Source organism: Clostridium ihumii AP5 (assembly GCF_000612845.1).
In the GTDB taxonomy this organism is placed as follows: Bacteria; Bacillota; Clostridia; order Clostridiales; family Clostridiaceae; genus Clostridium_J; species Clostridium_J ihumii.
In genome coordinates this window covers 202497-223937 of sequence record NZ_CCAT010000062.1, presented here as the reverse complement: position 1 = coordinate 223937, position 21441 = coordinate 202497, and the positions used below count along the sequence as shown (strand labels likewise).

The window sequence follows — 21441 nt, the reverse complement described above, 5'->3', positions numbered from 1 at the left end:
TATATACATTCATTATCATGTTATTATAAATGTATATTTTATGAATTTGAAAGGATATGATTTTATGAATAAATTAAGTAATAACTATGAAATTGCTGTTTTTGCTGGTGGATGCTTTTGGTGTATGGTTTCTCCCTTTGATGTTTTAGATGGAATTATAGAAGTTATATCTGGTTATACTGGTGGCATTCTTGAAAACCCAACATATAAAGATGTAAAGTCTCAAGTTTCTGGCCATTATGAAGCTATTAAAATTTTGTATAATCCTAAAATTATTTCATATGAAAAACTATTAGATGCCTTTTGGCGCCAAATTGATCCAACTGATGATGAAGGACAATTTCAAGATAGAGGCTCATCTTATAGATCTGCCATATTTTATACATCTAAAAATCAAAAAACTTTAGCTGAAAATTCTAAAATAACTCTTGAAAATTCAAAAAGATTTAAAAAACCTATTGTAACTAAAATTCTTCCATTTTCTAAATTTTATAATGCTGAAGAATATCATCAAAATTTTTATATAAAAAATGAAGTGGAATATAAAAAAGATCGTACTAAATCAGGAAGAGATGAATTTATAAAAGAATATTGGGGCGAAGATTATTATAGTATATACAAATAGAAGCGTATTTTTATCACGCTTCTATCATAGTCAAAACATCCACTTTATAAATTATGTAATAGTTTATTTATGAAAACTTAAATTCTTTCTTTTCCTATAAATACAGCTGCTAAAGTTCCTGGTCCTCCATGTGTTCCAATTACTACACCTATTGAATTAATTATTACATCTTTTACAGTACTTTCTTCTAAAATTATATTCTTTAATTCTTCTGCCTCCGTCAAACAATCAGCATGGCAAATAAATATAGTCTGATTTTCTAAATCTATAGCATTATCTTTAATTTCTGAAGCTAAGTATTTTATTGCTTTCTTTTTTCCTTTAATTTTAGATTTTACAACTACCTTTCCTTCATTATCAAGAGTTAATGTAGGTTTAATATTTAAAATTGAACCTACTGTAGCCGTAGCACCTGATATACGTCCACCTCTTTTTAAATGAGCTAAATCATCAACAACAATTGAATGTATAACTTTTTCTTTAATATTTTCTATAAATTTAACTATTTCCTCTTTATCTAGCCCTTTATTTATTAATTCACATGCTTTATAAACAAGAAGTCCTTCTCCTAATGATACACTTTTAGAATCAATTACCGATATATCTGCATCATTATATTTTTCTAATACACTATTTCTAGCAATTACCGAACTATTAAAAGTTCCACTTAAAGCACTAGATAAACCTATATATATTATCTTATATCCTTCTTTTACATACTTTTCAAAAATTTCTTCAAATGCAAATACATTCGCTTGAGATGTTGATGGCATTTTACCTTGTCTAATTAAACTATAAAATTCATCCATTTTAAAATTTTCACCTAAATCATCCAAAATAAAATTTCCATCTATATTTACTCCTAGAGGCACAAAATCTATATCGTTATCTTTTACAAATTCTAATGGTAAATCACTTGCTGAATCTGTTATTAATTTTATTTTCATTTAAAAATCCTCCTAAAACTCACATGAGTTATGATTCATTATTTTAAAATTTACTATGAATTAATTATATGTTATTTTATTTTGACAATCAAATTATTCTTTATTCAAATTATTTGATTAGCTTTCTTTTTCGCTTTTATTATAATAATTACATTGATTTAAACATATATTTTCCTTTAAATTTATTTTTTATAATATTTAAGAATAAAAAAATCTAAAAACTATATGGTTCAAATTTCATCTTTTAATTTATTACTTTCAAAACTTGGACACCCTCAAAAGCGAGACTAGCTAAGAATTGTTTTCATCAGTTTTATATTTCATTATTAATTCTTGTACAATATTTTATATCTATATTTATCACTGAAATAAGAATAATTGAATTTTTGAACTTTTATAACTAATATATACTAAAAATAAAGAAAGGATGAATAAACTCATCCTTTCTTATTTCTTACATATAAACATTCCTGCTTTAGTAGTTATTTCTAAAGTCCCATTTTTGTCCACATAACTCCTTATATATTCTGTAAATTCCTTCTTCTTATTGCCTTTTAAAATTTCTGTACCTTTTATACTAGATGATTTATATGAAACTACTGCCTCTACATCAGAAGTTATAATTTTCCCTTTCAAAACTTTAACATCTGTATCTTTAAAATGATTTTTTAAAATATCTTTTCCATTTTCTAAATTAAATCTTTCACACATTCCATTACTATGAAGTCCCATAGATGCATCAAATTTTTCTACTAGCGAATTTAGCTCTTTCATTGCTTCACAAGAATTTGTAGTTACATAAAATGTTCCATCTTTTTTTAAAACTCTTTTAATTTCTGACAAAGCTTTATCTATATTAGGAATTAAATATAACATATGTTGCGCTATTATTATATCAAAACTATCATCATCATATGGTATATGTTCTGCATTAAAATTATTATATATAAAATTTCTATTCAAATTGATTAAGTTTTCCCTAGTAGTGTCCAACATACCTTTTGAATAATCTGATAGTACTATTTCTATATCTTTATTTAAATTTCCTTGGTTTTCACTCCAAAATTTACCTGTACCACAACCAATTTCTAATACTTTCATATTATTTTTAAAAACAATATTTGCAAAACACCAACTATTCCATGGTGTTTTATTAATATTATAGCTATGAAGACTAAGTCTATTTTTAAAATTTTCTGAATTTTCGTATTGTTTTTTAACCTTATTTTCTATATTTGTTATCTTGATTATATCAATGAGATTTTCAACTTCTAAAAGTCCAGTATTTCTAATTTTATCTTCAGCCTTTAAAAATACTTCTATAACTGTATCTAAATGTCTTCTTTTTTCTTCTAGGGCTTCCTTTTGAAACTTAATCATCTCTTCTATATTTTCTTCATTATTATATAAAATATTTTTTATTTCATTCAAAGAAAGTCCTATAAATTTTAAAGTAATTATTTGTTGAAGTGTTAAAAAATCTTTTTCAGTATAAATTCTATATCCTGCTTCTGTTTTATCACTTGGATTTAAAAGACCTATTTTTTCATAGTGTATTAATGTCTTTACAGTTACCCCTGACTTTTTAGCAAATTCACTAATTTTCAAGAAATCACCCCCTCAAAAATTATAATAATCTAACACCTTAGGTCAGAGTCAACAAATATTTTAAACTTTTTAAAGTGATTCTAATTTTAAGATCTTCTTAAACTCATAAATCTTTGAAACTTTAAAGTTACTAAACATGTAAGTCCAGCTACTATTGAATATAATAAAAATTTATTTGTAGCCTCACTTGGTAGTGTTATTACTATAAGTATCCATATAATAAATGATATTATAAGATCTTTTTTTGTAGAATTCATAATCTAATCACCCTTTCATAAATAAATTTAGCTTTCAAAATGTTTTTTCTAAACTTATTTATCTTTAAATATGACTTATAAATTTATAATAAATATGTCCTTACATTATATTTTAAGGTTTACATAAGTTTTAAATTTTATATTATTTATTAGTATACTTATATTATACATCAATTTTCAGTTAATTGACAAAAATTCTACTAACTTTTTTATAAAAATTTTTAATGGTTACTATTTAAATTAATAATTTTAAATTTTCTAACTAAATTTCCTTTATGATAACCCATCTATAGGGTTCCAAGTTCAAATAGCATCTTTATCAAATGATATTCCTAAGCTTAAATATTATTCTATTTTTATATTATGAACAAAGTAAGAAGTAAGAATGAAAAGTTAGTGAAATAAAACATAAAAAAGTGTTTAAATTGCAAACTAACTTAAACACTTTTATTGTAAATTGATTTAATAAAGATTTAACAAGCTTTCTATAGTTTTCTTTTCAAATCTTATCATTCCTTGCTCTTTCCTGTCTTCTATTCTTTTCATTTCTGATTCATATATGCTCATAGCAGCTTCTTTATCATTTTCAATTAGTAATTCATATGATACCAAAGCTCTTGCTTTTGTAATTGCATCACTACTTTTTATCATATTTTTGTTAACATTATAGTAGGTTTTAGCTTTCTCTAAATCTTTTTCTATAATTAAGTAATAATAGAAAATATCATGAGTAAAAGTAAACATATTTCCTACTAATGGTGTTATATCATATTTCTTATCAAAACTTATGACATTTTCAATACTTTTCTTGGCACTATCTATATCCCCTAAATCTAAATTATTTAAATATCTATAATAATCCATAGCAACATTACAATATTCTGAAACACCATCAATTTTATCATTATATAAATAATTTTTGTCAAAATCTTTTGGTTCTAAATCATCACTTACAACATCTATTTCCAATAAACTTACACCATTAGTATCCTTAATCAAAGAATATATCCAATATCCATCATTTATAAGATATTTAGATTTGAATATCATTAGATTCATAATAAACAGATAAATACCAATGATAACATTTATGGAACAAAAAATTTTTATATATTGATTTTCTACAAACATAGCTATAACAAAAGTAATTATTGAAAATATTACATTAAATAATCCACCACCTACAAGTAGTTTTATCATCTTTGTCTTTTCAAAATTATCTTTTGTTATATTTAATACGGTTTGTCCACCATATGCAGAACCTTTTAATTCATTATTCTTCTCAAATTTTAACTTTCCATCTTTTTTAAAAATCTTAAAGTTTAAAATTTTAATTTCTTTAAATTCATATCCTGCTATGATTCCAAGTATCGCATGTCCTATTTCATGAATTATTACTTGTATAAATAACGATATAAAAATACTTACAATTACAACTGGGAATAAAATAAAAGGTGAAATATCTTTTACTTTAAGTAACTTACCAGTGTATGCACCTATGAAAAAGCTCATAATAGTTATAATTACTATAGGCATCACCGTACTATATTTCTTCTTATTCAAAATTCATCCTCCTTAATTTAAGTTTTTAGAATTAATCTACATTGATTTAATTTCAATTTTTTGTTTTTTTATTACTTTTTCAAATATAGGTACTTTAAGCACTATAAGTGCCAAAATTGAACCACTAATTGAACTAAGTAAAAATGGCATTACATATGTAAATATTGCAGCTTCTTTTCCAAGTAATACTGAAGCTATTGGATAACATGCCATCGCCCCTATAATACCTGTTCCTATAATTTCACCTATAACTGCACAATAATATTTATTAATTCTTTTATAAATAATTGCACTTAAAAACGCACCTATCATACTACCTGGAAAGGCTAAAAGAGAACCTGTTCCCATAATATTTCTTATTAATGATATGCAAAACGCATTAATTACTGTATATAGAGGGCCTAGTAAAACCGCTCCAATAACATTTAAAAAATGTTGCATAAAAAATATTTTACCACCTACGAATGGTATAAATAAAGTAGATCCAACTATTCCAATAGCTATTAACATAGCACTTAAAACAATTCTTTTAGTTTTATTAGTATTTTTTTTCATAAATATCACCTCCATATGACTAAACTTATTCTAAATACATTATAATACATATTTAAGTATTTTTATGTTATTTAATTATTTATATAGGATATACTACTATATTTTTTATAAAAACATATGTTATCTATGTAAAATAATGACCTTTTGAATTTTTTGATTATTTTATAAGGCCATAATTTTCTATATAAAAAATAAAAATACTTGCATATGAGAGCAAGCATTTCTATTTTAAATTTTATTTATTATTTTCTTCATTTCTATTAATTGTTTGTGTTAATGTTTTGTATAGTGGAAAATCGATATCTACTTTATATGCACTATTCGCTTCATTTACATCATATTTTAATTCTAATGTTGTATTAAATTTTTCAAGGTTATTTTTACTATTCATAGGTATATTGGTTATATTACCTTTTATATTAATAGTTTCATGAATTTTCCCTTGATTTTTATCATTTAACTTCATTAGTCCATTCATCATGTTAATATATAAAGGCTTAAGCTCTTTTACCTCACCTTTGTTCCATAGATATACATTCTTCATATAATTTTCATAATCATAATCTTTTAAATAAAGCATATCTCCTTTGCCACAAAAATAATAACTTCTTATAAAGAATTTTAAAAGTTCAGCTCTTATTTTTCTATACTTTGATTTTTCAAAATCTATTTTATAAATTTTATCCATATATCCATTAGGATAATCTAAAAGTTTTTTAAAATAATCAAATACATCAATAGAATTCTCAAAATCCTCTTTTATATCCTCTATTTCTAAAGTGCTGATATTTGTAGGATCTAATTTATTTAAAGCCTCAAATATAAAAGAGTTTTCCTTATTACTAAAAATTTTATTAGGTAAAAGTGCATTTATATAATCTAAATTATTAAGTTTATGAATAGTTTTTTTGAATAATTCTGAATCACTATCCACAGATAAGTCTGGCACTAATAGTTCATAAATAAAATTTAATAGTTCCCTAGTTGAAATTTCTATTGTATTCTCTATACTACATTGAACTAATAATTGTGCTATTGATTTTTTTACATTTTCATTACTTAATAATTCATAGTTTCCTTTAATAGGACAACATTTTGAATTTTTACATTCAATACAATTTTTTTTATATGAATCATAAAAAATATTATATTCTGACGAATCAGTAATTTTATTTATTAAAAGTTCTATATAATTAGGTTCAACTTTTCCATTTTTCAATGTAAACATATGATAATCACTAAAATTTATAAATTTTAAAAAACTATCTTCATCAAAATTATTGATATTTCTACTAGTTTTTAAAATTTTATTATCTTCAATATATTTATTTAAAATAGAAAACTTCTCCACATTTTCAGATTTTATAAATTTCTCTAATGTCTCTATATTAAGTGTTATTATAACCTTATCATTGCTTTTATTAATTTTATCATCATTGAAGTTATGTAAAGCTTTAGTTAGATTATCTACTGCACTTATATTCTTTGATAGATTTTCTTTATTAACATTATAAATTTTAAAATTTTCCATAATATCAGAATATTTATTATTAAAATAAGATATTATATGAGATTTGCCATCTCCAACATTTCCACAAAGTAAAATTAATTGTGCTTTTTTTGATTTTTCAGCTTTTAAAATTACCTCTTCTAAATCCCTTTGAATTGCTCTTTCTATATGCATATATTTCTTAAAAGGTGTAAATTCATTATTTCCTTCTACTATTTCATTTGAAGATTTTTTTAATCTTAAAAGTTCCTGAATTAGACACTTTTTATCTACATTATTATTTAGTATACTTTCAATTAGCAACTCATATTTGATATCCTTCTTTATTTCATTACTATCGTGAGACACATGCACCTCATTTTTAATAATTTCATTATCATTTACATTACTTTCAACTATTGAATTTTCCACTTTATTTATTATTTTATTTATTGATTCTAAATCTTCTTCTTTAACATTAACTAAAGCTTTTTTGGGTACCTTATATGGAACCTCTTCAAATTTAGAATCTATATATTTATAAATAAACCAAGCAGTAATTTCATATATTTTCTTATGCATATTTAATGATTCTTCTAAATCACCTTTAATATTAGAGTTTACTATTGTATTATTAATTGATTTAAATAGACTATTTATATCTTCATTTATAATTTTATCTTCATAAAGCTTAGCTAATCTTTCTTCTTGTGTAACTTTACTCATAAGTCCATAATTTTCCAAATTGCATAATTCCTTTGTCAAATTCTCAATATATAACTTGCCTTTAATCATTGAATTTTGTGGTGAAATAATTACCGTTTTATTAATTTCACTTATATATCTATTTAAATATCTATAATTTTTTCCTAAGTAGTTAAAAACATCTTTTTCCAAACTTAATCATTCCTCTCTATCATCAAACTAAGAAGTTAAATACGATATATTAACTTCATCATATATTCACTATATGGTTCCATAATTACAATTTATATAATTATGAACCTTTTGAGAAAATTTAAATTAGAGCTTTGTATATTGAATTTTTCATATCAATCTATATTGAACTTATTATTCAAATTGTTATGAAAAAATAAAACTTATTTATATATAAATTTATAATTTTATGTATGGAGGCTTTTCAAACAAGATTATATACTTAATTTGATTTTTACTTGATAAATTATTAATTAATAGATTTGCATTTATGTGTATTTATAATTAAATTAGAATTTTTATATGAAAGTCAAATAATAAAAACATCCCTTTTATTATAGCTTTTGCAAATAACTTAATAAAAAGAATGCCAATATAATTCACAAATTTATCTAAAACAAATACTTACTTTTAATTATATACTATTTAAACGTAAAATCAATACTATTTATAGCTTAAAATAGTATATGTTGTAAATTTTTTAATAAATATCCTGTTAATTTTAATAAAAATGCATTTTAAAATATATTTTTGAATATATTTGTCGTTTATTTGTATTGCTAATTAAATACCTTAAATATGATTTAATATTTTTTGTTTTTTAAATTTAAAAATGGCTCAAAATAAAGCTTGTACACTTTTTGAACCATTTTCATTATTTTATTTACTAAATTAATTAGTTTTTTTCTTATTCATTTTATCTAAGATAACAATCATAAACAACCCTATAATTATTATAAGTAATAAAATTGTATTTATACTAGAAAAAGAAAGTTTATTTTTATGAATTCCTTCTCTAATAATAGATGCTGGTACTATTTTAATCCTATTAAATCCATAAAGTGTAATACCATATATAGAACATATAACTAAATTTAAACTTGTAAATATCTTATTAAATTTAATTTTTTCTTTTTTTACCGCTATCACTGTACTTATTGATAAAATTATTAATGATATAAAAAAAATATATCCTATGTTTACTCTCATTTCTAACCATTCAATTTTAAAACTGCTAATTGCAATAATCATAGACCATATAAAACTGTTATATACACTACTTAAATACTTCATAAAACACCTTTAAATTTACTTATTTTATAGTTCTAAACGTAACCGTTACGACTGTTCCATCTTCAGGTAATACTTCTTCATCACCATAAAATTTAACAACATTATTTTGAGTTGTTCCTGTTGGATAGGAAGCATCACTTGTTATACCTGTTGCACAACTATCTAAACAAAGAACACAACCAGTATTATTTTTTTTAGCACTTTCTATATTGCCACCAAATCTTAAATCCATAGGTCTTTCTTCACTAGCTTTTATAATATCTTCAAAAGGAATTTCTTTTTCTTGCCCTTCCCAAGTTACTACAGCCTCTAACTTATCTCCTTCAACAGATTTTCCATTATCTTTTTTAGCCTTCATATCTTCTGCCGTTAAATTGTTTCCAGCTTTAGCTCCAAGTTCAATTAATGCATCGTAAAAATTTTTTTCATCTGCTAGTCCTCGAAGAACTGACTTTTCTCCATTTGATCCATCTTTAAAAACAATTCCATGACGAGTAGACTCTGTAAAGTACTTTCCATTAACTTCACATAACATCTTTATTTCTTTAGTATTTTTATTAATTACTAATGTTTTAGCATTAGTATCTTCTGTTGAAGTTTTTCTTGAAGAATTGCCACAAGCTACAAGTGATAATGCAAAAGTTGTGGCTATTAAACCTGATAAAATTTTTCTTGATTTCATTTTTTTCTCCCTTTTCTCTTATATTTCTAAATACACACTTTTCTATTTTAAAGTTGATTTTTTCTTCTGTTTTTCTACATATATTTGTCTAAATAATATAACTAATGCTGATAATGCAAATAAACTTAAAAGTCCTGTTACAAATAACTTAGCTCCTCCAGTTAACATACTACCTACATAAGAATAAATAATAGTAGCTGGCAATTGTCCAATCCCTGTAGCAATTAAAAATGACCCAAATGACATTGATGTAAGACCAGCTGCATAACTAACTATATCAAAAGATATAAATGGCAATAATCTTGCAATTAATATACTCATCTTACCATGCTTTTCAAAAAACACGTCTATTTGGTCAAGCCCAGTTTTACTTGTTAACTTAACAGCAACATCACGACCAAGTATTCTTGCTATATAAAAACATATTGCTGCTCCCACCATAGCACTAGTCCATGAAAGTAATGCTCCTTTCCACCATCCAAATAAATTTGCATTGGCAAAAGTTATCAAAAATGCTGGTAATGGTGCAGCTATGGATTGTAAAATCATTAATAAAAACGATATAACTGCTGCATATGCACCATAAGACTCTACAAACTCTTTAATTACTGTAAAATCACCAGTAGCAAACATCTTAAATATGTTATTAGTTGAATTTTTTACCACTGGTATAAATAAATAACTTAAAATAACAGTTAAAAATAATAAAATTATTACTATCTTTCCAATCCAACTTTTCTTTCTATTAGTTGTTTTTTTCATAACGTACTCCTTATTTTATAAATTTATAGACTTAATTTCAAAAGTCGAAATTTGTCATTAATATTCATAATAATTTTATCATTATACTATTGCAATTGCCAATATAAAAAACTAATAGTATTTTTTTATCTATAGAAAATTAAAATGCAAAAAGCATCTTATTAATATTCCACTCTATTTTCTTTCAATATATCATTTCTTTATATTATGAATTTATAATGTTATAATTTTCTTATATTTAGGAGGTGTATTTTAAATGCCTAAAGTTAAATTAACTATTTTAGAAAGTAACTGCAGATGTAACTATTTTAAAACTGGAGATACTTTTATTGTAGAGGATATATGTCCTCCAATTTGCCATGAACTATGGAATAGTATATATCCTAATGTTTATACTCTTTTAAATGGTGGAATTTTAGACTATGGTAATACTAAAGCTAAGAAGTTTGAAATGGGATGCCCTGATAATGGACGAGTTGTTATAAAAGGTGAAACATTAGAAAATTAAAATAACAAGGTAAAATATATTTTTCCTTGTTATTTTTAATAGTTATACTTTTAAACATTGATTTTTTACTAACTCTAAATTTCTTCTTTTAACTAATACAATTGCAATTATAAATGTTATCAGATCTGATACAGGTTGTGCATATAATATGCCATTTAATCCAAATATATAGTGAAGTATAAAAATCATTGGAATATAAATGAATCCTTGCCTAGCTGTAGTTATTATCGTTGCCTCTTTAAATTTATGAGTACCTTGCAAAAACATTCCAGATATAGTTGTATATCCTATTAAAGGCAACGTAAATGATTGTATTTTTAGTATTTTAGACCCAATGTTAATAATACTATTGTCATTTCTGAAGATCCTTATTAGTCCATGGCTTTTTACAATAAATATTACTTCAATAAAAACCATAAATATAACAGCAAATCTTAATGTAAAATTTAGTGATTTTTTTACTCTTTCATATAAATTAGCTCCATAATTAAATATACAAATTGGTTGAAATCCATGACCAACACCTACCATAATATATGTTCCAGCAAGTATCAGTCTATTTACTATAGTAAATGATGCTATATAAGATTCTCCATATGCTTTTAGTTTATTATTTAGTATAGCTAATGAAAATGCAATAAATATTTCTCTTAAAAAATTAGGTATGCCACCAGAAAAAAGTTCTCTAATTATAACTTTGTTTACACAAAAATCTTTAATGTTATACCTTACACTATCTTTAAATCTACTTGCTATAATTAATGTTAAAAATCCTATTATTTCACCAATTATGGTTGCATATGCAGCTCCTTTAATACCTAAATCTAATCCAAAAATCATTATTGGATCTAATATACAATTGCTAACTGCTCCTAGCATAATAGCTATTGCTCCTAGCCCTGCATTCCCTTGCAATCTAAACTGATTATTCATTGTTAATGATGCTATCATAAAAGGTGTTCCTATTAATAAGATTTGCAGATATTCTCTTGTTAAAAATTCTAACTTTTTAGTTGCACCTAAAAAATACACTAAATCTATTACGAATGCATTCCCTAGTATCATAATTACAAGTCCAATAAAAAATGATACTATAAGACCTGTTATTGCCATTTTAGATGACTCTTTTCTATTCTTTGCACCTTCCATTCTAGAAATATAGTTACCAGATCCATGTCCAAATAAAAGTCCTAATGCTTGAATAACACTAATAAATGAAAATGCTAGTCCTACTGCTGCCATAGCATCAGTACTTATTTTAGATACAAAATATGTGTCTACAAGACTATAAGCTATGCCTACAAACATAGCAAGAGTCGAAGGAATAGCCATTTGTATTATTAATTTAGGTATTGATTCTTTAGTAAATTTTAAATACTTATCATTACCTCTCATGTTACTCCTCCATAATTTTTTTTATAATTCCATTATCACCATCAACTACAATATATTCACCATCAATTAAATTTGAAGTTGCATTACCAACACCTAATACTGCTGGAATACCATATTCTCTAGCTACAATAGCTGCATGTGAAAGTGCACCTCCAGTATCTGAAACTACGGCTTTTGCTACTTTAAATAACGGAGTCCATTCTGGGTCAGTATATGGGCATACAAGTATATCTCCTTTTTCTAATTTACTAAAATCATTATGATTATTTACAATACGAACCTTACCTCTAACTTTTCCTAAACTACCACTAACTCCATGAAAAACATTCTTATCATCATATCTAAAAGCATCTATTGATAACTGTTCCCAAGTAATCTCTGCTTGACTTCTAAGTGATTTTCTATGAGAAATTATATCTTTATATTTTTTACTTATTTCTTCTGCTACCAACACTTTTTGTAATTCATTTAATCTTAAATATAGCAAATCCTCATAAGGAATACTCATTATTTGGCTTATACTAGTTAACAACCATCTTAACAGTCCAAACCCTTTTTCCCAAGTATATTGACTTTCTTCTCTTCTTACATGTGCCAATCTATAATAAGAAATCTCATTATTAAGTTTATTAAACTTATTTATTTTATTATTAGCTTTTAAATTTTTAAGAATATATTCATATTTTTTATAATTACTATCATTACTTTCATTTTCTAATGACGACATAGATATTTTTAAAATTTTTAATAATCTATTGGGATCTTCATTCCATGATGTAGATGAAAATGGAATGCAACAATAATCAGATTTCCATCCATACTGTTTTAAAAAATCTTTTATTATAATTGATTCTTTATGGTAGTGTGACTTTAAATATTCATAATTAATTCCACTTTTTATATCATCCACCAAGACCTTGTTTTTAGCCATTTGTAATACAATTTTATCTATTTTTTTATTTACATCAAGAGTAATATAATTTAAATTTGATAACAAATCATATTCAGTGTATGACTTATTAATTTTTTTAATTTCTTTTTCTAAATTTTCACCAACAATTACTGCTGGAAAAAGAAAATATCTAAAACGTGCATATGCTATTTTTTTATGAATTTTTATGATGAAATTTATATACTCATTAATTTTTGATAATGAATAGCATTTATTACTATAAAGTTCTTTTTCAACTCTATTTATTTCTATATTACAAAAATTTAAAATCTTTTCTCCTTCCTCCATATTTTTAAGATTATTCTTATAATCTCTATAAACACTAGGGAATTTTAAAATTTTAAAATTTAAATTAAACTTAATTTTATTCATCTGTATAATTCCATCATTATCCATATAAATTGGACTCTTTAAATTTATCCCAACTTCCTTAAATAACTCAAACTTCATATTTTGTAGTATCATTGCAATTTCATAATCCAGTGGATAACAATGAACAGGAAAATGTTCAATCATATTATTTAAATATTTCTTTTCCTTGTCAGAATACTTTTTTTGTGGTTTCTTAACTTTTTTTATAGTAGTTATTGGTCTTGCCTGCAAAATATAAACTCTGTTATTTTTTATGGCCCACTCAATATCCATTGGCTTTTTATATAATTTTTTAATATTCATTGATACACTAAATAAATCTTTTAGGTTGTCCTTACTAAGACATCTTTCTTCTCTCATTTTATTTGAATTATCTATTTCCTTTGTTCCATTCTCAGAGTATACAATAGATATTTTTTTATTCCCTATTTTTGTATGAATTTCTTTTCCATCACTATCAAGTACATAATTATCTGGATTAACTTTTCCTGATACAATAGCTTCACCTAATCCATATGAAGCATCAATAATCATTTCATTGCTTCCTGTACTCGGGTTTGCTGTAAATAAAACCCCTGAGACCTCAGAGTTTACCATTTCCTGAACAACCACAGCAATGGAAACTTCAAGATGATTAAAATTATTATTAGTTCTATAAAGAAAGGATCTATTACTCCAAAGAGATGCATAACATTTCTTTATTGATAAAAGTAACTCTTCTTTTTTAGTAACATTTAAATATGTTTCTTGTTGCCCTGCAAAACTTGCCTCTGGTAAATCCTCTGCAGTAGCTGATGATCTTACAGCAACATGAATTGGTATGCTAAATCTATCATATTTTTTCAGTATTTCTTGTTTTATATTATTCGAGAATTCTCCATTTAAGATATTTTCTCTAATTTTTTCTAGTTCTAACTCAATATCATTTTCATTAAATTTATTTATTTTTTCTTCTATATCCTTTAATATACCATTATATTCAAGATAATTTTTGTAAGCATAAGCTGTTATTATAAACCCATCTGGAACTTGTATATTGTTTGATATCATTATTCCAAGATTTACACCTTTTCCTCCAACAATATCTAGTTGATTTTCTTTAACATCTCTAATATCAATGATATTATTGCTAATCATTTCTATTACCTCCTACATACATCTTCAACTCCCAAGTCATTTATGTCTTTAATAATACCATTACTAATATTTAAATATACTTTCAAACTATTCTAAATCACAATTAAAATTAACCATAAAACAAATATATCATCAATGATAATCATTTTCAATAGAGCCTGTTTATCACTTTTTTTGCAATTATTTCTTTTAATAAGAATATACGGTTTTTTTATCAAACTTATTATTTCCTTTAAGTTGTCTTCATAAATTATATTGATATTTTTTGTATTAAACCATTTTTAAAATTTTTATTGTCGCTTTTTTTATTATTTTTTATTATTCGACATATCTAAAATAGCTAGGTAGAATATTTTCTACCTAGCTATTTTTTTAATCATATCAACTTCACCATCAAAATTTTGAAATTCCTTAAAACCTAAACTTGTATATAGGTTCTTAGCTATGTCATCACCTTCAATGTAAGTTATAACTACTTCATTACTTTTTCCATCAGACTTAATCCATTCTAAAACTCTATTCATAGATTGTTTTCCATATCCTTTACCTTGACATTTTTCATCAATCATAAATTGCCAAATAAAATAATTGTTAAATTCCTTATTAAATCTAATCATGACAAATCCAATAACCAAATCATCATTATAAATAGCAAATGGATAAACGAATTCTCTATAAACATATGCTTTTGCTAAGCATTCTATAGGATTTGTTATAAATTTTTCTTGTTCATCTTTAACCTTAATATTGAAACATGCTTTGTAATTACTTTCATCAACTACTTTAATATTAACCATCCCCATAGCCCCCTAAAAAATTAACACTACTTTTTACTTACGCTTTTAAGAATTATCCCCTTCTTAAATCCACCTCTTAAAGCTAACTTCTCTTCCCTTTTCTTCATTAGGTCTTCTTCACTATAACCTAAACTATGTGCAAGTCCAAACAATACCTCCATAACATCAGCAAGTTCTTCTAGATTTTTATCTTCTAAATACTCACCAACCTCTTCCTTTAACTTATCCTCTAATCGTTTTGACAACTCATCTTTGTCACAAATTTCTATATCACACATAGAATCATCCTTACTTATTATATCTGGAATTAAATCTCTCACAAGCTTATCATAAACCTTCATAAAACACCGTCCTTTTACTTATTTTTTATATTATGTCTTGTTTCATAATATTTCAAAGTTCTTAAATCTATAGCATCTTTAAAATGTTTCTTAAATGTTTCATTGCTAATAAATATTTTCATATCACTATAAAAACCTAATACACAATTATCATCTTTTCTAAAAAAGTCACTATGAGTTTTTAAAAGTGCTTTTATAGGATTGTCTTTTGCTAACTTTATATATCTTTTTTTATCCCAACTTTCAAAATCAGCTGTTCCTTTATCTTTTAGCATATCTACTTTATTACTTCCCTTTTCATAAAAAGCCTTAAAACTTTCATATGCATCTTCTTCATTAATACTCATTTTTATATTGCCAGAATTATAAAATGCTAAAAATAGAGGCATCTTATATGATTTACTCATAGATGTAGTTTCTATCATATTTATAAACTCTCGTCCTATTGTGTTATATAATTCAAGTTCTTCCTCACTAAGCTCATTATTTTCATATAAAAATTCCATATAATTATTAAGTGGATTTATCTTAGCTTTAGTTTTTAAATTATCATAAATATCACTATCCATATTAATGAAGAACTCTACTCTACTTGGTCTATGTCCAATCTCTTCTTTTATTCTATAAAACTCTTCTTTTATCTTCTCTACTATAGATATTTCTTTTTCAGCCATTTTCTTAAAAATATCTATGAGTCTAAAGTCAAAATCTACTACACACTCCTCTGGGTAATCATAAGTCATGGGATTACTTCTAATTTTACCACTTTCTACTTTGTCTTTTCCTGTAAGTAAAAATGGTATTAAATTTGCTTTTTTATAATTTCCTATAAAATCTAATACATTTAAGTGCTTTTTATCTTTATATTTTCTAAGTCCTCTTCCAAGCTGTTGTAAGAAAATAGTTGGAGATTGTGTTGGTCTTAAAAATAAAACCATATCTATAGATGGAATGTCTAATCCTTCATTAAACATATCCACTGAAAATATAACTTTTATTTCTCCACTTTTAAGTTTATTAAGAGCTTCTTCCCTTGGAACGCTACAACTTCCGCTATAAACAGCTAATGATTTTACATCATTAGAATTAAAATAATTTGCCATATACTTTGCATGGCTTTTACTAGTACAAAATCCAATAGCAGACTTTGAATTATATTTTAAGTAATTATTTAGAATAAGATTAGCTCTCTTATTAATCATTAGAGCTTCTTCTAATTGTTTATCATTATATTTTCCATTTTTAAGTTCTATACTTGAATATTCAACAGTCTCATCATAAATTCCATAATATCTAAAAGGTACTAACCATCCTTTATTTATTGCATCTTTAAGCCTAACTTCATAAACTGTATTATAATCACAAATTGCAAAAACATCTTTTGAATCAAGTCTTTCTGGTGTTGCTGTAAGCCCAAGCATAAACTTAGGTGTAAAATACTCTATAATATTTTTATAATTATTTGATGTAGCATGATGAAATTCGTCTATAACTATATAATCAAAATAATCTCTTTCAAAATAGTTTGAATTCAAATATTCACTCTTACCTAGAGTTTGAACCAAAGCAAAAACTATTCTATTATTTGTAGACTTATTATCACCATAAAAAAATCCTATATCATCTGTTTTATTTACTATTTTGAAACTTTCAGCACCTTGTTTTATTATTTCCTCTCTATGTGCAACAAATAAAACTCTTTCATATTTCTTAGAATCAAAAGCTGCCAAATATGTCTTTCCAATACCTGTAGCTGCAACAACAAGGCCTTTATCAAAACCCTCTAAGCGAGATTTATTTAAAGAATACAATGCCTCTATTTGAGCACCTCTTGGCTCCACAATATCTATAACCTTCATTTCTTTACTACTATTATCTAAATCTTTATACACATGCGGTCTAACCCAGCTTTTAGAATAGTTTTCTAAAACTTCATCATCTATAATAATTGAATGATTAAAGAAAAGATCGTCAAATGTATTTTGAAACTCTTCATAATCACTTTTATGCTCTGACTTCAAAAATCTATAATTCCATTCTATAGAAGAAGTTAACGCTCCTCTTGAAATATTTGATGAACCTATATAAATTTCACTATCTAAATCATTATGAAACATATAAGACTTTGGATGAAATGACTTGCTTTTTATATTGTAAAATCTTAAATCAACTCTATCCTTTAACTTATCTTTTAAAAGATATAAAGCTTCTGGCTGAGTTATATTGAGATAATTTCCTGTTAAAATTCTAATTTTTACATTTCTACTAAGAGCTTCTTCTAAATCTTTCAAAATAAGTTTAACACCTGACTCCATCAAAAAAGAAACTATAATATCAATAGACTTAGCACTTTTAAAGCTCTCTTTAAGTTTATAATAAAGATAATTTCTATCTCCAGTACTAACATTACGATTAGAACCTATTTCTATTTCCTTTTCTACAATTAATTCCTCATTAGTTTCTAAAATTTTATTTATCACCATATACTAACCTCATATTTATATAAATTTAAATTCTTATTCTTTTTTAATTCCTTTGCACATAGTATATTTATTGCATTTAGGACAATGTAACCTTTTATAGTTAACTCCTCCATTAACTCCAAAAACATTATCCTTTAAAGAAATATTGAATTTCTCGTTACACATCATACCTTCTCATCCTATACTTAAAATTCAAAAAAATATACTAAACTAATCTCTTTTAAATTATTTATTTTATTATTTGTTAATGAAAATTTTAAATAAGCTATTCATTGAAATTTGAGTTAGAAGATGTTATAGATTTTTATTTGAATTTTAGGACCTTACCACAAGGACGTGGTAAGCTGAAGTTAAGATAGGAGGTCGCATCTGAAGGTAGTCATAAAATTTAAATAAAAAGATATTTACAACTTCTTTGAAAATTTCACAGAATAGTGTTTTAAATTTATTCATTATGGTATTTTTAAATTTAAGTATCTAAATCTAATTATTTACATTATACTATCCCCCAAAAAATAAAGCCATAAACTAATATGGCTTCATCTTAATTATTGTTTTTCATGCATAAAACATTTAGCCAAACTAAATTATCTCTATTTGGCATTTTATCCTCTGTTTTATACATTTCTATAATCTTTAAGCTTTTAACTTCTTTTAAAACATCTTTAAAGCTGTCTTCTGTATAGCAATTAAAATATCTATCATTACAATCTATATATTCAATGTCACCGTACTTAAAAGACATATAAAAAACTCCACCATCTTTTAAACCATGGCTAACATTATTAATAACATCTACAATACTCTCCTTACTAACATGAAGTAATGATGCTAATGCCCAAACCCCATCAAACTGCTCTTTATTTAAAGCCAAATCTTCAAACTTACACACCTTAACTTCCTTACTTAAAAGCTTAGAAGCTTTCCTTGCAAGATTTTCACTCCCATCAATTGCAGTAACATTATAGCCTTTTTTACTAAAGAAAAAACTATCCCTACCTGAACCACAACCTAAATCTAAAATATCACCACTATAATTTATATATCTTAAAAATTTATCATATAAATTACTCATATCTATACCAACTGTTTTATCATAATACTCATCAAAATAAGAATTATAATAATTTAATGTATTACTCATAGTTTCACCTAAATTCTATATTAATCTTTTATTCATCAACGACTACTTTGACATTTTCCCATTTGTAGATACTACTTATTATACCAATTGAAATTATACTAATAAAAAGGTTAGCTATACCATAACTTATGAATGGCATATTTACGCCTAAAATAGGAAATAAGCATAGGTTCATTAATATACTTATTGAAAATTGAACAAGGAATAACATAAACAATCCAATAATTAGTAATTTCCCATATTTGTTTTTAATTTTAAAGTATACAATTCCAATTCTCATTATGAATGCAAGTACTAATATTATTAAAGAAATAGCAGCAATCCACCCAAATGTAGATAAGATATAAATAAGTACAAAATCTATTTTAGCATTTGGTAGTGTTTCTAATATACTAATGTTACCTTGACCTATAAATTTTGAAGATTTTATAAGTTTTGCTATTGTGTTATAAATATAACCCTGACCATTTATATCTTGCTCATAATTTAAAAAAGTAAAAATCCTGCTTATTCTATATGGTTGTGACCACACCATTAAGTAGAAAAGAATAACAGAAAATCCACCTAATAAAGAAATGTATATTTTTTTCATGCCTGCTACTATAACAACTGTCATAATAGATATGCTATATATCATTGCATTTGGAAGTGATGGAATAAGTATAAAAAATAGAGCAGGCATAAGTGACATAATTAAGCATTTTAAACATTCTTTATTATTCCAATTATAATTATCGAATACCCCACATAATGCAATTACAAAGACAAATGGAGACATATTTATAAAACTAAAAGCTATTTTATGAAGTATTATAAATTTACTTATGTAAGTAGAAAATAATACTGTTAAAATTAATATAGCCCATGTACCTATATAAATATTTACAGAATGTTTCTTTAAACTTTTATAATCAAATTTTTGTAATACAATTAATACTAATAAACCTAATATGCCATATGATAAACTTCTAATAAAAAAATTTTCACTTAGATTATTATAATTATTATCTGGCATTGCTAAACTTACCATTCCTAAAGTTATCAGCATTCCTGTGATAATTAATAATAACCAATCTGGTGTAGATTTGTGTATTTTCCCAAGTTCCTTACCAACAGTTTTAAAATCCCCCATATTACAAATTGCAATTTCAATAGATTCATCTATAGATTTTCCAGATGAAATTTCTATTTCAACTCTATCTTCTATATGACATAATAATTCATCTTTTATGTCTTCATGTACAGATTTATTTTTAATCAATCTACAGACATTTTCTAAATACTCATAAACTCTCTTGTCATCTATTAATGACATACAATCCCCTCCCATAAAACACCATTTACTGTTGAACTAAATAACTTCCATTCATTTTCTTTTTCTTTAAGGCTTGTTTTACCTTCATCAGTAATTTTATAATATTTTCTCTTTCTTCCCCCTTCGCTCAATTCCCAATAAGACTCTATAAAACTTTCTTTTTCTAAAGCATGAAGTATTGGATACAGTGTACCCTCTTTAAATGAAAAAACACCTTTTGACCGAAGTTCAATCTCTTTAATCATCTCATATCCATACATATCTTTTCGATTTAAAAGACTTAATATAAGTATTGATGTACTTCCTTTCATGAGTTCTTTATTAATAGCCATAATATCACCTCCTATACCTTGTTATTCTATACATAGTAAATCTAGGTACAATTATAAACTACTATATAAATTTTGTAAATATATTACTTGTAAAATTTAACTTTTGATATTGTTGTAAATTAAGTATATAAAACCAAATTTAATTATATTTATCTAAATTTAATAAT

General features: G+C 24.7%; 20 protein-coding genes. 2 read left to right on the top strand and 18 right to left on the bottom strand.

The genetic code is table 11. The features are described from left to right. Nucleotides 1–64 precede the first annotated feature (64 nt). Nucleotides 65–625, top strand: a complete 561-nt coding sequence (gene msrA, locus BN346_RS12245) for a peptide-methionine (S)-S-oxide reductase MsrA (RefSeq protein WP_040328930.1) — start codon at nt 65–67, stop codon at nt 623–625. 77 nt (nt 626–702) lie between these two features. On the opposite strand, the gene BN346_RS12240 is transcribed toward msrA, so the two are convergent. From BN346_RS12240 to BN346_RS12205, 9 genes are all read right to left on the bottom strand, one after another. Next, the gene (locus BN346_RS12240; protein ID WP_040328928.1) at nt 703–1572 is read right to left on the bottom strand and encodes a DegV family protein; all 870 of its coding nucleotides are present in this window, start codon (nt 1570–1572) and stop codon (nt 703–705) included. A 447-nt stretch (nt 1573–2019) separates the two neighbouring features. Next, nucleotides 2020–3180, bottom strand: coding sequence for a MerR family transcriptional regulator (locus tag BN346_RS12235; RefSeq protein ID WP_040328926.1), 1161 nt, complete (start codon nt 3178–3180; stop codon nt 2020–2022). A gap of 86 nt (nt 3181–3266) precedes the next feature. Next, nucleotides 3267–3437 (bottom strand): hypothetical protein, encoded by a 171-nt coding sequence (locus BN346_RS21695; RefSeq protein WP_158644488.1) that lies wholly within the window; start codon nt 3435–3437, stop codon nt 3267–3269. A 462-nt stretch (nt 3438–3899) separates the two neighbouring features. Further along, a complete protein-coding gene (locus BN346_RS12230) occupies nt 3900–5000 on the bottom strand; it encodes a site-2 protease family protein (protein ID WP_040328924.1) in 1101 nt (366 codons plus the stop codon). Nucleotides 5001–5036: 36 nt separating this feature from the next. Then, nucleotides 5037–5555: an energy coupling factor transporter S component ThiW gene (gene thiW, locus BN346_RS12225; RefSeq protein ID WP_040328922.1), complete on the bottom strand. Its 519-nt coding sequence runs from the start codon at nt 5553–5555 to the stop codon at nt 5037–5039. Between the two features lie 235 nt (nt 5556–5790). After that, nucleotides 5791–7941: a DNA phosphorothioation-dependent restriction protein DptF gene (dptF, locus tag BN346_RS12220; protein ID WP_051540363.1), complete on the bottom strand. Its 2151-nt coding sequence runs from the start codon at nt 7939–7941 to the stop codon at nt 5791–5793. A 711-nt stretch (nt 7942–8652) separates the two neighbouring features. Beyond that, nucleotides 8653–9054, bottom strand: a complete 402-nt coding sequence (locus BN346_RS12215) for a hypothetical protein (RefSeq protein WP_040328921.1) — start codon at nt 9052–9054, stop codon at nt 8653–8655. A 19-nt stretch (nt 9055–9073) separates the two neighbouring features. Continuing rightward, entirely contained in the window at nt 9074–9736 is a 663-nt protein-coding gene (locus BN346_RS12210; RefSeq protein ID WP_040328920.1) for a YdjY domain-containing protein, read from the bottom strand. 42 nt (nt 9737–9778) lie between these two features. Further along, nucleotides 9779–10498 (bottom strand): TVP38/TMEM64 family protein, encoded by a 720-nt coding sequence (locus BN346_RS12205; RefSeq protein ID WP_040328919.1) that lies wholly within the window; start codon nt 10496–10498, stop codon nt 9779–9781. Between the two features lie 256 nt (nt 10499–10754). Between BN346_RS12205 and BN346_RS12200 the strand changes: the two genes are divergently transcribed. Further along, on the top strand, nt 10755–11006 hold the full coding sequence (locus tag BN346_RS12200; protein ID WP_040328917.1) for a TIGR04076 family protein: 252 nt from the start codon (nt 10755–10757) through the stop codon (nt 11004–11006). A 42-nt stretch (nt 11007–11048) separates the two neighbouring features. Here the strand turns inward: BN346_RS12200 and BN346_RS12195 are convergent, their stop codons facing one another. The 9 genes from BN346_RS12195 to BN346_RS12160 all read right to left on the bottom strand — a co-directional run bounded on the left by BN346_RS12195 (nt 11049) and on the right by BN346_RS12160 (nt 21274). After that, nucleotides 11049–12401: an MATE family efflux transporter gene (locus tag BN346_RS12195; RefSeq protein ID WP_040328916.1), complete on the bottom strand. Its 1353-nt coding sequence runs from the start codon at nt 12399–12401 to the stop codon at nt 11049–11051. A 1-nt stretch (nt 12402) separates the two neighbouring features. Beyond that, nucleotides 12403–14862 carry a PEP/pyruvate-binding domain-containing protein gene (locus BN346_RS12190; RefSeq protein WP_040328914.1) on the bottom strand — a complete coding sequence of 820 codons (2460 nt, stop codon included), beginning with the start codon at nt 14860–14862 and terminating at the stop codon, nt 12403–12405. 356 nt (nt 14863–15218) lie between these two features. Continuing rightward, the gene (locus tag BN346_RS12185; RefSeq protein WP_040328913.1) at nt 15219–15659 is read right to left on the bottom strand and encodes a GNAT family N-acetyltransferase; all 441 of its coding nucleotides are present in this window, start codon (nt 15657–15659) and stop codon (nt 15219–15221) included. 26 nt (nt 15660–15685) lie between these two features. Continuing rightward, nucleotides 15686–16000 (bottom strand): nucleoside triphosphate pyrophosphohydrolase, encoded by a 315-nt coding sequence (locus BN346_RS12180; protein WP_040328912.1) that lies wholly within the window; start codon nt 15998–16000, stop codon nt 15686–15688. 14 nt (nt 16001–16014) lie between these two features. Further along, the gene (locus BN346_RS12175; RefSeq protein WP_101541700.1) at nt 16015–18483 is read right to left on the bottom strand and encodes a DEAD/DEAH box helicase family protein; all 2469 of its coding nucleotides are present in this window, start codon (nt 18481–18483) and stop codon (nt 16015–16017) included. A 33-nt stretch (nt 18484–18516) separates the two neighbouring features. Next, the gene (locus tag BN346_RS22250) at nt 18517–18651 is read right to left on the bottom strand and encodes a hypothetical protein (RefSeq protein ID WP_278245517.1); all 135 of its coding nucleotides are present in this window, start codon (nt 18649–18651) and stop codon (nt 18517–18519) included. Between the two features lie 376 nt (nt 18652–19027). Further along, the gene (locus tag BN346_RS12170) at nt 19028–19627 is read right to left on the bottom strand and encodes a class I SAM-dependent DNA methyltransferase (protein ID WP_040328910.1); all 600 of its coding nucleotides are present in this window, start codon (nt 19625–19627) and stop codon (nt 19028–19030) included. A gap of 28 nt (nt 19628–19655) precedes the next feature. Beyond that, nucleotides 19656–20942 (bottom strand): FtsW/RodA/SpoVE family cell cycle protein, encoded by a 1287-nt coding sequence (locus BN346_RS12165; RefSeq protein ID WP_040328908.1) that lies wholly within the window; start codon nt 20940–20942, stop codon nt 19656–19658. Next, nucleotides 20933–21274 carry a PadR family transcriptional regulator gene (locus BN346_RS12160; RefSeq protein WP_040328906.1) on the bottom strand — a complete coding sequence of 114 codons (342 nt, stop codon included), beginning with the start codon at nt 21272–21274 and terminating at the stop codon, nt 20933–20935. The genes BN346_RS12165 and BN346_RS12160 overlap by 10 nt, the downstream gene beginning before the upstream one ends. Between the last annotated feature and the right edge of the window lie 167 nt (nt 21275–21441).